The following is a 13,246-nucleotide window of genomic DNA, read 5'->3' as shown; positions in this document are numbered from 1 at the left end:
AGCCCGATCTTTGCTATAGTGCCGCATGGTTTAACTTGAACTGCGAAGGATTTTCAGCATGAGTTTTTCACAAGAGGTATGGCAACGTAATCTCGGACTTTATCAGAAGACCCTGGCCCTGCCCTTTAATCAGCAACTGGCGCAAGGTACTTTAAGCCGTGAAGCCTTTAGTCATTATGTGATTCAGGATGCGCATTATTTACTGGCCTATGGCCGTGTGTGCAGCCAAAGCTTTTGAAGCGGACGATGTAATCCAGTTTGCCGAGGCAGCCAAAATAGCGATTGTGGTGGAACGTAGCCTGCATGATGGCTTTATGCAGGATTTCGGCATTAGCAAAGAGCAGTTTGAAAATACCCCACTGACTCTGGCGTGTCATCACTATACCTCTTATCTGACTTCGACCGCCTGGTCGGAAAGCTACCCGGTGGTGCTGGCCTCATTGCTGCCTTGTTTCTGGATTTATGCCGAAGTTGGTAAAGATATTGTCGAAAACTCTGCGCCGAATAATCCGTATCAAGCCTGGGTGGACACCTATTCAGGAGAAGAGTTCCACACTGCGGTGCGGAATGTGATTGCGACCGTTGACCGTGTTGCGGCGCGTGTCGATGCCGATACACTAGAAAAAATGCATGCCGCTTATACCGATGCTGCCCGTCTGGAATGGTTGTTCTGGGACAGTGCCTTTGAGCAACGCCAGTGGCCTGGTCTGGATGACTAGGACGGACGAATAAAAAAAGCCCTGTTTAAGACAGGGCTTTTTGGTTATAGCCGTTTAAAAAAATTTCTACTGTCATAAACCGATCATAAAAACGGCTTAGTCTGAAAAAAACAAGGATAGAACGGGCCACTACGCTAGACCTAGCTATAAGCCCAAAATTGCCGCACAATAATTGAGAATAATTATCAATTAATAAATTCAATCCCGGAAAGAGGCAGACAATATGGACACTTTAGGCACCGAAGCGATTCGGGCATTTTTTACCCTGCAATGTTGCTGGTTCAACAATGAAGAAATCTATCTGGAACAAGGCTGTCTAGATTGTGGTTCGGCAGCCACTTATCTGATTTACCATACCAACACGCATATCCAGAAACATCTGCTGAAATTTATTGAAAAGTATCGCTGTCATCAGGTACGCCGTAACGATTTGCTCGACCTGGATTTTTTCCGAAAAGACTATGAGGACTTTCTGCACATTCTGGAAAATGAAGTCAATTTTTATGCACGTCTGCATCATGATGTGCTACGTGACCGCTGTTTTGAAGAGATTGAGTCTATCTTTGAACGCCGTTATGCAGCGGCTTGTTAAGTATTTAGCTTGTACATGATGATTGTGAATATTTAAATGATCTGCTGTTGTGTTTCTTAATGTTGTGATGAATTGACCAATCACCGACATAACTTGACGTTTAAAATACTTTTATTTGCACTTGAACATTTTTCATCCGGTATCATATAAGGGTTTTTGATGAATATTCTAGGATCCTTGCATGAGCCAAAGCCACATCCGTATTCGAGGCGCACGTACCCATAACCTGAAAAATGTGAACCTTGATATACCACGCGACAAGTTTGTGGTGATTACGGGACTGTCTGGTTCAGGTAAGTCCTCACTTGCCTTTGACACCTTATATGCCGAAGGTCAGCGCCGTTATGTGGAATCGCTGTCTGCCTATGCCCGTCAGTTCCTCTCCCAGATGGAAAAGCCGGAAGTCGATTCGATTGAGGGCTTGAGTCCAGCCATCGCCATCGAGCAGAAATCGACCAGTCATAACCCACGCTCTACCGTAGGAACCATTACCGAAATTTATGACTATTTACGTCTGCTGTATGCGCGTGTCGGTACACCGTTCTGTCCTGAACATGACTTGCCGATGGTGGCACAAACGGTCACTGAAATGGTCGATGCCGTTAAAGCACTGGAAGAAGGCACTGCACTGTTATTGTTAGCACCGGTTGTGCGTGAGCGTAAAGGTGAATACACGGCGCTGTTTGAACAGCTACAGAGTCAGGGTTTTGTCCGCGCCCGCGTCGATGGCGAGATCATGGAAATTGATCCGCCACCAGAACTGGACAAAAAGAAAAAACATACCATTGAAGTGGTAGTCGATCGTTTTAAAGTACGTGATGATCTGGGCAACCGTATTGCCGAAAGTTTTGAAACGGCGCTGCGTCTCGGTGGTGATATCGCGATCCTGTCCTGGATGAAGGGCGAGCATAACGATCGCGTATTTTCAGCCAAGCACTCCTGCCCGCAATGTGACCGCGCGGTGGCTGAACTGGAACCGCGTTTATTTTCGTTCAACAACCCTTTTGGCGCCTGTCCGGTCTGTGATGGCTTGGGAACACGCAGTCATTTTAGTGCCGACAAACTGATTCCCAACCCTGAAGTCAGTGTCAGTCAGGGGGCCATTCGTGGCTGGGACCGTCAGCGTCCATATTATTACAGCATGATCCAGAAAGTGGCCGAGCATTTTGGCTTTTCTCTAGAGACCCCGTGGAATGAACTGGATGCCGATACCAAGAAGAAATTCCTGTATGGCACTGGCAAAGAAAAAATTGATCTGAGCTATATCGATGAACGTGGCCGTCGCCACAATCGGGTCATTCCTTTTGAAGGAATTTTGCCACATCTGGAACGTCGTTACCGCGAAACTGAAAGTAATTATGTGCGTGATGAGCTGGCCCAATATCTGTCCAATGCAGCCTGTGATGCCTGTGATGGTTCACGTCTGAATGAAATTTCGCGTAACGTGAAAATTCTGGACAAGACCATTGCTGACATTACCCGTATGTCGATTGGCGATGCTGAAAGCTATTATCAAGGTATTCATCTGGAAGGTGCACGTGGTGAAATCGCTGACAAGATTTTCAAGGAAATCCGTGAACGTTTGCACTTTCTGGTTTCGGTCGGCCTGAACTATCTCAGCCTGTCACGTTCAGCTGAAACTCTGTCTGGTGGTGAAGCGCAGCGAATTCGTCTGGCCTCGCAGATCGGTGCCGGTTTGATGGGCGTCATGTATGTGCTGGATGAACCATCAATTGGTTTGCATCAGCGCGATAACGACCGTCTGTTACAGACCCTGATCCGTCTGCGTGATCTGGGCAATACCGTCTTGGTGGTCGAGCATGATGAAGATGCGATTCGTGCCGCCGATCATATTATTGATATCGGTCCGGGTGCCGGTGTACATGGCGGGCATGTGATTGCCGAAGGGACTTATGATGAAATTCTGGCCAATCCTGACTCGCTGACCGGAAAATATTTATCTGGCAAGTTAAAAATTGAAGTCCCGAAAAAACGGATTCAGCCACCTAAACCTGAAGAACAGATCAAGCTGATGGGTGCATCTGGGCATAACCTGAAAAAAGTCGATCTGACCATTCCTTTGGGCATTATGACTTGTGTTACCGGGGTATCGGGTTCGGGTAAATCGACCTTGATTAACCGGACATTGTTACCTTTGGCAGCGACCCAACTGAATGGTGCAACCACTTTAACTTCGGAAAAGTTTGAATCAATTGATGGCTTGCAGTTCCTCGACAAAGTCGTGGATATTGACCAGAGTCCGATTGGACGAACCCCACGTTCCAATCCGGCCACTTATACCGGTTTATTTACCCCCATCCGTGAACTGTTTTCACAAACTCCGGAAGCCAAAGCACGTGGTTATGCCGCGGGTCGTTTCTCGTTTAACGTGAAAGGTGGGCGCTGTGAAGCCTGTGAAGGCGACGGCATGATCAAGGTGGCGATGCATTTCCTGCCGGATATGTATGTGCCTTGCGATGCCTGTCATGGCAAACGTTATAACCGTGAAACGCTGGAAGTGAACTATAAGGGCAAGAATATTTCCGATGTGTTGCAGATGACCGTTGAAGATGCCATGCATTTTTTCGATGCCATTCCCGTCATTCACCGTCGTCTGGAAACATTGCATCAGGTCGGTTTGGGTTATATCCGTCTGGGTCAGTCTGCGACCACGCTTTCCGGTGGTGAAGCGCAGCGTGTCAAACTGGCACGTGAACTGGCCAAACGCGATACCGGTCAAACCCTGTATATTCTAGATGAACCGACCACAGGTCTGCATTTTCATGATATTGCCAAACTGCTGGATATCCTGCATCAGCTCCGTGACAAGGGTAATACCATCGTGGTGATTGAACATAATCTGGACGTAATTAAAACTGCCGACTGGGTGGTGGACTTAGGCCCTGAAGGTGGTTCGGGTGGCGGTATGATTGTCGCGGAAGGAACGCCTGAACAGGTCGTGAAAGTCAAAGCTTCTCATACGGGTAAATTTTTGAAACCGTTGTTGAAGTGATTTATTTTTTTAAATCCTCCCCAACCCTCCTTTGAAAAAGGAGGGAGTCTTCTTCTTTATCTGATGTCATATAGGACTTAGGGCTAGGGGAGATTTTATCCATCCAATAAGCATGCTAAAACGGTGATTCATTCACCGTTTTTTATTTTAAATGAATTATATAGATGTTATAGATACGGCCATAAAAATTGGCTTAGGGGCGTTGATCACAGGTGTTATTGCCTATTTAAATTAAAAAGCAAATATCTCTGCGACTACCACTAAAGACAAGCTTCAATTTAATAGAAATTTACTTACCCAAATCTCTACTGATATTGAAGAAATTAATCATCTCATCCTAAAAATGTGGATTATTTTTGACTTTGAAACTAAAAAATTCATTAGGGTTTGTTGACATTTACTGTTCATAATTAACCCTATAAAGGTAGCGATAAAAATATACAGGCTAAAGCAACAGAACTTTGATAATTTCTTTTGAGCTTGTCATATCGAGTAGCTATTCCTCTAAATTGCTTTAATCTACAAAACATATTTTCAACTAAATGCCTGATTTTATATAAATACCAGTCCATATGGTCATTGTTCGATTGGCTATTTGTTTTCTTTGGTATATTTGCTTTAGTCCCTGTTTTCCTGATCTGTTCACGCAGTGGTTCTGAATCATAGCCTTTATCTGCACATACCACTTTTGTCTCTTTTAAATCTAATGTTGATATTAAATCAGGTGCAACTTTAACATCATGTGTGGTTCCATCGGTAATCACGAAATCAATAGGATTGCCATGTGCATCAACAATCAAATGTATTTTTGAGGAGTTTCCTCCTACACTTTTAGAAATAGATTGATTCGCTATGCCGGCAGAATGTTGATGAGCACGTACATGAGAGCCATCAATAAAAATCCACTCCATATCGGGGCATGAGGCTAGTAATTTGAATAATCTAAGTAACTTACTGCTGCTTGACCAACGATTAAAACGTTTGAAAATAGAGTTTGAATGACCAAAACAAGAAGGAATATCTCGCCACGGACAGCCTGTTCTAATTCTATAGAGAATAGCTTCAATAAAATTGCGTAAATTTGAGTTGTGGTGAATGGATAAATTACGCAGAATAACTTTCAACTTTTGCCAGTGTTGATCTGTCAGCATGGTACGAGGCATAGCGAATAGTAAAATTGGGTTTGGCGATTTGATTTTACTACTTCGCTATTTTTTTAAGCTAAAAGTGTCAACACACCCTAATAATGAAAAAGTATATGAACGACTTGATCCTTTGAGAGGCTCTCTTTTTAATGATTTTAATTTGCTGAGTAAAAATGAAGGCCTATTACTTTTACATGGCTATAACGAGCAACAAGAAAAACTAAGATTTTACGGTGAACTTTTAGGAAAATTTAATACATATACTTTATTCAAGAGTGAAGAAGTAAGACCGGAGACAACTGCTCAGTATAGAATAAAAATTCTTGAAGCAAGAAAAGAACTCTATAAAAGTCTCTATAAAGTAATTTATTAGTTTTATACAACTATTCTATTAAACGAATTGCTTCAGCCAATTGTGCCAGTTCTTGATCATCTGCTCTTTGCGCATCATGCGATGAAATATAACCTTCATAGGCATCAAAATATTTGTCGATTGAAGAATTCATGGGTTGCCAATTCTCATGTATGCCTTTGGTCTGATGCATTGGAAATAATTTGGCATGCACATGATCGACACCAAAACCTTCAAAAACCATCCCTGTTCTGCCCACATCCTCAAAATAATGATCCAGCTTTAAGGCCACTTGTTTGGTATATACCATCAGATCTATCAGAACCTGATCATCCAGTTCGAATGCGTAGCTCGAATAATGCTGTTTTGGGATGACAACAGTCGCGCCCAAAGTATTGGGAAAGATGGTCAGAAAAGCCATAAACTTGTCATTTTCATCAATCAAATGACAGGGTATTTCACCCTTGACGATTTGACAGAAAATGCAATTTCTACTCATTTTAAATATTCCTGAAATTTTATAATTTTTTATTTATTTGAATAAATAGCGCTTATGCTGTCCTATAAAAGCCTTACTTTAAAATGTTTTTTTAATTTTAAGTCGTACGCTTATACTATTTAAACCTCTGCCACCGCATTGCGTCCTTTGGCCTTTGCTGCAAACAAAGCATCATCTGCATTGGACAATAAAGCTATCCAGGAGCCAGCACCAATGGCAACCCCGATACTGACCGAAATCTGAATCTCGTCTCCTGCTGCAGTCACAATATGACGCTCAGCCACTTCAGCGCGGATTTTATCGGCCACAATCAGTGCCTGCTGCATCTGGATATTTTCAATCAGTACCAAAAATTCATCGCCCCCATAACGCACCAGCAAATCTGTAGCACGGACATTAGCCTGTAAACGCTCGGCCACCAGCCGAATCACCTGATCGCCAATAATATGCCCATATTGATCATTCACCTGTTTAAAATGATCAATATCAATAATCATCAAACAGGTTTGACTCAATTGACCCGGCTGATTTTCCATAAAACGGATATATTCTTCCAGCGCGAAACGGTTCGATAATCCGGTCAAGGAATCGGAATGAGCAATATTCTTTAAACGGAATTCCAGCGCATCACGTTCTTGCAACATCTGTTGCAATTTCTGAATGGCAGCGAATAAGGAATCAGAATGATTCACTTCACGCAGCCGCATATCAATTTTCTGACGACCCGAGTTTTTAGACAAACTCAACAACATGCGGCGTGCCTGAATCAGCGGCAGGAATACCTGTTTACGTGCAAAAATCATGGTTGAAATCGCGGTCAGTAATGAAATCAGCGATACCAGTACACTCCAGATCAAACGCTGCATATTGCTGTTCATTTCCTGAATAGCGGCATCTCTGCTGTATTGCAGTAGGTAAGTTTGCAGGTCTACCACAGTCGCAAATTTATCTACCATCGCTTCAGTCAGCTCTGTTCCGCTCAAACGGTAGTCACGTTGCTCCAGACTGTCACTGATCAGTTCACTCACAATCGGTAAGCCTTGCTGAATAAACTCGGTTTCTACCCGTCGATGTAAACGAATGAACTCCTCTGTTTTATCTTGAACAGGTTGAATGGTATCAATCAAGGCCCACAAATAACGCACCTGATGTTGGGTCTGTAAAGAACGGGTAATATTTTCAGTGGGAAGCGGCGCTTCAAAAGTCACATGCGCCATGATAGACGAGGCAACCCGCCCCGCCTGATCACGTAAATCAGATAAAAATAGAATCTGGCTGATATAGTTATTCAGAGGGGTGGACGAGCTATCTGAAGCCACCGCCACGTCACGCAAAAGTTCACGGCAACTTTCCCAGGCAGCAAACATGGCCAGAATTGCCTGATCAAGCTCTTGCGCACTGCGTTGCTGACGTGGCATCCGGGTATAGGCATCAACCTGTGCACGTCCTTTTTTCAAACTATTTTCAAGCTGTGAAAGTTGCTGACTCAGGTTGTTAAACCCGACCTCCGTCAAGACATCCGCGGTCTGGGACAATTGCCGATCCACCTGTTGACGATAGCTGATTAACTCTTGCTGATGCTGGGCAAATTCCTGCACCGAACTGGACATGGCTTTATTGGCAGGCGCACGCTCACGCGAAATTTTATTCGCCAGATCAGCGACCTGCTGTAAGGCATTCAATTGTTGATAAGTTTGTCTGGATTTTAAATAACTTTGACTGCTACTCACAATTAAGGGAATACAGATGCAAAGTAAACATAAAATAATAATCGACATCGACCAGTACAAACGTTTACTGATCCACTCAGAGCGTAAGGTATTCATGCTGTTGTATTACGCCCCAATATGACAAGCAAAGCTAAATAGATTGATTATTATACAAATAAAACAGGATGGTCTTAAAGCCTTTAGTCTTACTTCACTTATGTTTTTAATGAATTTTTATCATCTATTATTTTTCAGATACTTAAGTTGGTTTATTTAAAATGTTAATGCAGGGTTTCATGACTACAATTCCCTATAAACTCTTACAAAAACAAGGGAATTTAAGCAGCTAAAAAATATAAAAACTTGCTTTCTGCACTATTTACACCTGCAACAAATAGGTGCATAATGCACCGCATTAGGGCGAGTTAAATTATTCCTCAGCAGATATTTTAGTTTACCCGCAAATTTTGGCGAAAAAACCCCGATTTTCTATGAAAATTGGGGTTTTTTTTAGCTATTGAATTTTAGACCTCTATTTTTACTTTTTAATATGCACTATTTTGGTGCTTAAAATTATTATAATATTTCTTCTTATGATCTTTTTTAATTAAAGGTTTTTCAGAAACGGAATGATCCGAAATAAAAAATGCTGGACAAAAAAAAGCCCAACCTTGGGGAAAGCTGGGCGATAAAACAAAAAATTGTGGAGAATCAGGCTAAATCACTATAAAAGTGTGAACTCTAACTTGATTTTCATATTATGTAAAATTCCCCTCAAAATGTAAAGCCGATTGCTCCAGTCAAGATTATAAAACATGCCCATTTAGCTCAAAAAACAGACACCTATTCTAAGATCCAAGCTGATGATGCTTTAAAATCAAGCAATCCAATCAAAGACCTGATGCGCCAGACATTTTGCACTTCTTGACACATTTATGAATTAACTCACCTATTATTAATTGTTTTAATAGATAAATATATTATAATTAATCGTATTAATTGATCAAAATAACAACATAATTTCTCCTTAATCTTTAGTCCCGATTCTATATTTAAAGTCTAGATTTTTGTTATACAAGAGTTTTTATATAAAATAGCTTCGGAGCCTAATACTTGAATTTTACACAAAATTAATACAATGATTTAGCTTAAAAAAATAGCGATTTCGAATTGGATTGACTTAATAAATTGTTACAATACAATACGTTTTATGTTGTACATCTTTTGTAACAAAATGGTAAATATCATGAAAAAACTAGGTTTAGCCACTGCTGTATTATTAGCGATGACCGGTGCTCAAGCATATCAATTCGAAGTTCAAGGTCAGTCAGAGTACATCGACAACACTGCAAATGACAAAGACTTCACTGGCGCTGTTCAAGGTACTTACTACTTCAAAGATGTAGACGCTTCTAAAGGTCCTTTAGCTGAAGCTGCTTTCCTGAACCAAGCTTCTAATGTTGCTCTAGCGTATAGCTATGGCGAAAACGGTCAAGAAGAAGCTGGACGTTCACGTACTGTAAATCATACTTACGGCGTAAAAGGTGAAGCTTACGTTCCAACTTCAGTTGTGCCTGTTTATGCAAGCGCTTCTTATAGCCATACCATTGCTGATAGCAAAACTGCTAACGCAACTGACGATCAAGGCGACCGTTATGCATTAGAACTAGGTGCATTACTAATCCCTAACTTCCTGGTTGCTGTTGGTTATACCAGCGTTGCTGACCAAGCTTCTTTAGATGCATTCAATATTGTGTCTAACGGCGTTGCTAAAGCTGCTCTTGAATCTGCAACAATTGCTGATAAGACAGATGCGATCACTGCACGTACTAAATACGTTGGTGCAATCGACGGTACTAACATGTCAATTGGTTTTGAAAGCGGTTTAGTTTATGGTGAAGATACTGCCTACAACTTAGGTACAACTCTTTTCCTTAACCCACAGTTAAGCGTTGGTGCTTCTTATATGGAATCTAGCTTTGCTGGTTCTCCAGACAAAGCTTGGGGCGCGAACGTAAACTACTTCATCACTCCTGCTGTTGCAGTTGGCGCATCTTATGTAAATGCTAACTACGAAGCAAATCTTGCGCAAACTGCTCAAGTTCGTGATACTCAAACGATCGGCGTAAATGCCAAATTCCGTTTCTAATTTCTGATTAGATTCTGAATCAAAAAAGGACGCATATTGCGTCCTTTTTTATTGTTTTATGACTCTGTTTACTCAGGCGTACGTACCAGACTTAAGAAGTGCAAATGACGTTCATATTGGTCAATGATGTCCTGCAATAAATCTTCTTGCGTCCACTCCATCACATCATAACCCTGCCCACCTTCTCTTAAAAAGACTTCTGCCTGATAGGAATCTACTCCCGCATTCTCCAGTTCAGCCATAAAGCTTGGACTTAAAGTCTGAGTGGCATTGACCTGATAGATAAAATTAATTTCATCCTGATGATCAACACGGAGCTGTATACCGTCTTCTAGCGGGCTAATCGCTACATGTAATCGGCGCCGTTTCAATTCACTTTGAAAGCTGAGAAATGCCTTATTCACCGTATTGTGAATATACTGCTGCACCTCTTCCTGAGTATGCGGATAATGCATGATCAGGCCTAAGCGCTGTTGCCAGCTGCGCGGATTCTGGATCGCACGCGGGGTAATCCGTGCGGCTTGCAACGCATGCATTTTGGTGACATCCAGATGTAGGGCTTTGATTAATCCCCAACACATCAGCAGCATAATGAATGTAAATGGCAAAGCACTCATGATCGTAGCCGATTGCAAGGCCTCTAAGCCGCCCGCCAGCAAGAGGATGATGGCCAGTAAAGCCATGAGCACGGTCCAGAACAGACGCTGCCAGGTCGGTGAATTTTCACTTTTTGCTGTCAGATAATCAGTCACCAATGCTCCTGAATCGGCAGAAGTCACAAAGAACAGTATCACCAGTAAAGTCGCAATGATACTGGTCACTGAGCTGAAAGGCAGGTTCGCTAAAAATTCGAATAGAGCCATAGATGAATCACGCTGAACTGCTTCTAGCAAGCTAGTATTAGCTTCATGCATAATGCTATACAGCGCAGCATTGCCCATAAAGCCCATCCAGATCAGGGTAAATCCAGTCGGAATCAGCAATACACCCACGATAAATTCACGAATACTGCGGCCTTCCGAGACCCGGGCAATAAACATCCCGACAAATGGCGACCAGGAAATCCACCAGGCCCAGTACATGATGGTCCAGCCCCCAATCCAGCCACTTGGCTGATAGGCATACAGATTAAAGGTCATACTGAACAGATTTGAAACATACTGGCCGGCATTCTGAATAGTCGTCTGTAACAGATAAATACTCGGACCTGCCACAAAGACAAAAATCAGCAACAGCAGTGCAAGTACCAAATTTAGTTCAGATAAACGTTTAATTCCTTTGTCTAATCCAAAAAATACGGAAGTCGCCGCCATGGCACTGACCACAATAATCAAAATGACCTGAGTACTGGGTGCCTGTTCAATGCCAAACAAATATTTCAAACCTGAATTGATCTGTGTGACCCCAAAACCCAGTGTGGTGGCGACACCAAATACCGTACCAATGGTGGCAAAGGTATCGACGCCATCTCCAATCGGTCCATAGATCTTTTGACCAATCAGCGGATACAAGGCCGAACGGATTTTTAAAGGTAATTGATGCCGATAAGCGAAATAAGCCAGCGACAGGCCAACAAGCGTATAAATTGCCCAGGCATGTAAACCCCAGTGGAAAAAGGTCACCCGCATAGATTGCTGTGCAGCCAGCACAGTTTCCGGTTCACCGGCAGGTGGCGTAACATAATGCATCACCGGTTCGGCCACACCAAAGAACATCAGGCCAATCCCCATGCCTGCGGTGAATAACATCGCAAACCAGGAGGCACTGCTATATTTCGGTTGACTATGCTCGGGCCCCAGTTTGATTTTGCCCATATCCGACAGGGCAATATAAGCCAGAAGGATGATAAATATCGCCACCGACAATACATAGAACCAGCTAAAGGACGTAGTAATCCACTGGTTCAGTTGCTGGGTAAAAACTGAAAAAGCATCGGGTGCAAATACGACCAACGCTAAAAATATCGCAATAATGGCGACAGTACTGATAAAAACATTTGGATTGATATTGGCAAAACAGGATGGTTTTGTGGAAGGCATACATCCTCCATTTTTTAAAAATTGGATCGACAAACAGCGTCAAATAATTATTGGTAAGGTCAGAATGATCAGACAGATTCACTCTATGGGAGCTAGATCTCCTGCTATTTTAGGATGTGACACAAAATAAAGCCGTTAAGTTACTGTAACAAATACAATAAAAGGATGAGTCTCATTGCCCAGGCGGGTTTTCTCTATTTTTCACGTTCTTTTTATGCGGTAGACGTGCGATATATTGCAAGGCAATTAAGCGGGATACAATCAGCGCCAGATACATCACCCCGACAAACATCTGGATAATGGCTAGCATCCGTGCGACCGGACTGACCGGCATGATATCAGACAGTCCTGTTGCAGATTGCACACTGAAACTAAGAAAAATCAGATCCAGCCAGGGTTGATAGGCTTGCAGATCTGGGTCTGAAAAGCTGTACGGCACCAGCAGCTGACAGATACTGTAGAGGAAGGCAAAGCCCCAGGCCAGCAAGGTAAATACTGCGCCAGCGGCAAAGAGTTCATCCTTGGTCAGATAACGGTCATGAAACATATAACGCAGTAGGCCATAGGCTGCACTAAAATAAGCACCAGCTTCAAACAGGTGGGCGGTGACATGGATCCAGGTATAACGCAGTCCCAGCACAATCAGGGAGGAAAAGAGAATTGCGCCGGCGACAAAGCTGAGTCCTAAAATGGTAAACATCGGAGTCTGGCGAATGACTCTGGCAATCACCAGCAAAACCAGAACACCCAGTACCCAGGTTCCCGCCCGATAAGACATGCTTCCATAACTCAATACCGACAAGAGCAAGATCAGCAATTGCAGGCACAACAGCCATGCCGAAGGCAAATGGGTAAAGCTGTTCCAGAACTGCTGCAGAGATTGCTTCATAATGCCCTTCTTGTTGCTCTTCTTGTTACTATCTTCATGTAGGGAATACATTGTTATTGTTAACAGCTTTTAACATAGCATGCTCAAAGCCACTTGCAGATATACGATTTGTATGAAAATTACTGAAATAACACTGCACA

The 13,246-nt window shown here is 42.7% G+C and carries 9 protein-coding genes and 1 pseudogene; 5 read left to right on the top strand and 5 right to left on the bottom strand.

The window, feature by feature from the left end:
- Positions 1–58: 58 nt before the first annotated feature.
- The 3 genes and pseudogenes from tenA to uvrA all read left to right on the top strand — a co-directional run bounded on the left by tenA (position 59) and on the right by uvrA (position 4,324).
- A pseudogene (gene tenA, locus F894_RS02010) lies at positions 59–719 on the top strand (thiaminase II).
- A 223-nt stretch (positions 720–942) separates the two neighbouring features.
- Positions 943–1,311 carry a hypothetical protein gene (locus F894_RS02005; RefSeq protein WP_005245771.1) on the top strand — a complete coding sequence of 123 codons (369 nt, stop codon included), beginning with the start codon at positions 943–945 and terminating at the stop codon, positions 1,309–1,311.
- Between the two features lie 181 nt (positions 1,312–1,492).
- Positions 1,493–4,324 carry an excinuclease ABC subunit UvrA gene (gene uvrA, locus F894_RS02000; RefSeq protein ID WP_005245770.1) on the top strand — a complete coding sequence of 944 codons (2,832 nt, stop codon included), beginning with the start codon at positions 1,493–1,495 and terminating at the stop codon, positions 4,322–4,324.
- A gap of 416 nt (positions 4,325–4,740) precedes the next feature.
- Here uvrA and F894_RS01995 read toward each other — a convergent pair whose 3' ends face one another.
- Positions 4,741–5,487 carry an IS5-like element ISAba31 family transposase gene (locus F894_RS01995; protein ID WP_005246404.1) on the bottom strand — a complete coding sequence of 249 codons (747 nt, stop codon included), beginning with the start codon at positions 5,485–5,487 and terminating at the stop codon, positions 4,741–4,743.
- Here F894_RS01995 and F894_RS01990 point away from each other — a divergent pair.
- Complete coding sequence (locus tag F894_RS01990) at positions 5,474–5,842, top strand: hypothetical protein (RefSeq protein WP_005245768.1); 369 nt, start codon at positions 5,474–5,476, stop codon at positions 5,840–5,842. The genes F894_RS01995 and F894_RS01990 overlap by 14 nt on opposite strands.
- A gap of 10 nt (positions 5,843–5,852) precedes the next feature.
- Here F894_RS01990 and F894_RS01985 read toward each other — a convergent pair whose 3' ends face one another.
- Both F894_RS01985 and F894_RS01980 read right to left on the bottom strand, forming a co-directional pair.
- Complete coding sequence (locus F894_RS01985) at positions 5,853–6,320, bottom strand: HIT family protein (protein WP_005245766.1); 468 nt, start codon at positions 6,318–6,320, stop codon at positions 5,853–5,855.
- A gap of 119 nt (positions 6,321–6,439) precedes the next feature.
- Positions 6,440–8,146, bottom strand: a complete 1,707-nt coding sequence (locus F894_RS01980; RefSeq protein ID WP_005245764.1) for a GGDEF domain-containing protein — start codon at positions 8,144–8,146, stop codon at positions 6,440–6,442.
- Between the two features lie 1,117 nt (positions 8,147–9,263).
- On the opposite strand from F894_RS01980, the gene omp33-36 reads away from it, so the two are divergent.
- A complete protein-coding gene (gene omp33-36, locus F894_RS01975; RefSeq protein ID WP_265596631.1) occupies positions 9,264–10,178 on the top strand; it encodes a porin Omp33-36 in 915 nt (304 codons plus the stop codon).
- Between the two features lie 68 nt (positions 10,179–10,246).
- Here the strand turns inward: omp33-36 and F894_RS01970 are convergent, their stop codons facing one another.
- Together F894_RS01970 and F894_RS01965 are read right to left on the bottom strand one after the other, a co-directional pair.
- Complete coding sequence (locus tag F894_RS01970; protein WP_005245759.1) at positions 10,247–12,217, bottom strand: BCCT family transporter; 1,971 nt, start codon at positions 12,215–12,217, stop codon at positions 10,247–10,249.
- Positions 12,218–12,389: 172 nt separating this feature from the next.
- Positions 12,390–13,106, bottom strand: a complete 717-nt coding sequence (locus F894_RS01965) for an ion channel (RefSeq protein ID WP_005105364.1) — start codon at positions 13,104–13,106, stop codon at positions 12,390–12,392.
- Positions 13,107–13,246: the final 140 nt, after the last annotated feature.

Source organism: Acinetobacter sp. CIP 51.11, from assembly GCF_000369665.1.
GTDB lineage: Bacteria > Pseudomonadota > Gammaproteobacteria > Pseudomonadales > Moraxellaceae > Acinetobacter > Acinetobacter lwoffii_S.
Note: the sequence above shows the minus strand (reverse complement) of the source record. Positions and strands in the feature narration are given on the sequence as shown.

Bases quoted from the DNA above. Each gene is read 5' to 3' on its own strand.
- F894_RS02005 (WP_005245771.1), top strand. From the start codon at position 943: ATGGACACTTTAGGCACCGAAGCGATTCGGGCATTTTTTACCCTGCAA.
- F894_RS01970 (WP_005245759.1), bottom strand. From the start codon at position 12,217: ATGCCTTCCACAAAACCATCCTGTTTTGCCAATATCAATCCAAATGTT.
- F894_RS01990 (WP_005245768.1), top strand. From the start codon at position 5,474: ATGGTACGAGGCATAGCGAATAGTAAAATTGGGTTTGGCGATTTGATT.
- F894_RS01985 (WP_005245766.1), bottom strand. From the start codon at position 6,320: ATGAGTAGAAATTGCATTTTCTGTCAAATCGTCAAGGGTGAAATACCC.
- F894_RS01965 (WP_005105364.1), bottom strand. From the start codon at position 13,106: ATGAAGCAATCTCTGCAGCAGTTCTGGAACAGCTTTACCCATTTGCCT.
- F894_RS01980 (WP_005245764.1), bottom strand. From the start codon at position 8,146: ATGAATACCTTACGCTCTGAGTGGATCAGTAAACGTTTGTACTGGTCG.
- omp33-36 (WP_265596631.1), top strand. From the start codon at position 9,264: ATGGTAAATATCATGAAAAAACTAGGTTTAGCCACTGCTGTATTATTA.
- uvrA (WP_005245770.1), top strand. From the start codon at position 1,493: ATGAGCCAAAGCCACATCCGTATTCGAGGCGCACGTACCCATAACCTG.
- F894_RS01995 (WP_005246404.1), bottom strand. From the start codon at position 5,487: ATGCCTCGTACCATGCTGACAGATCAACACTGGCAAAAGTTGAAAGTT.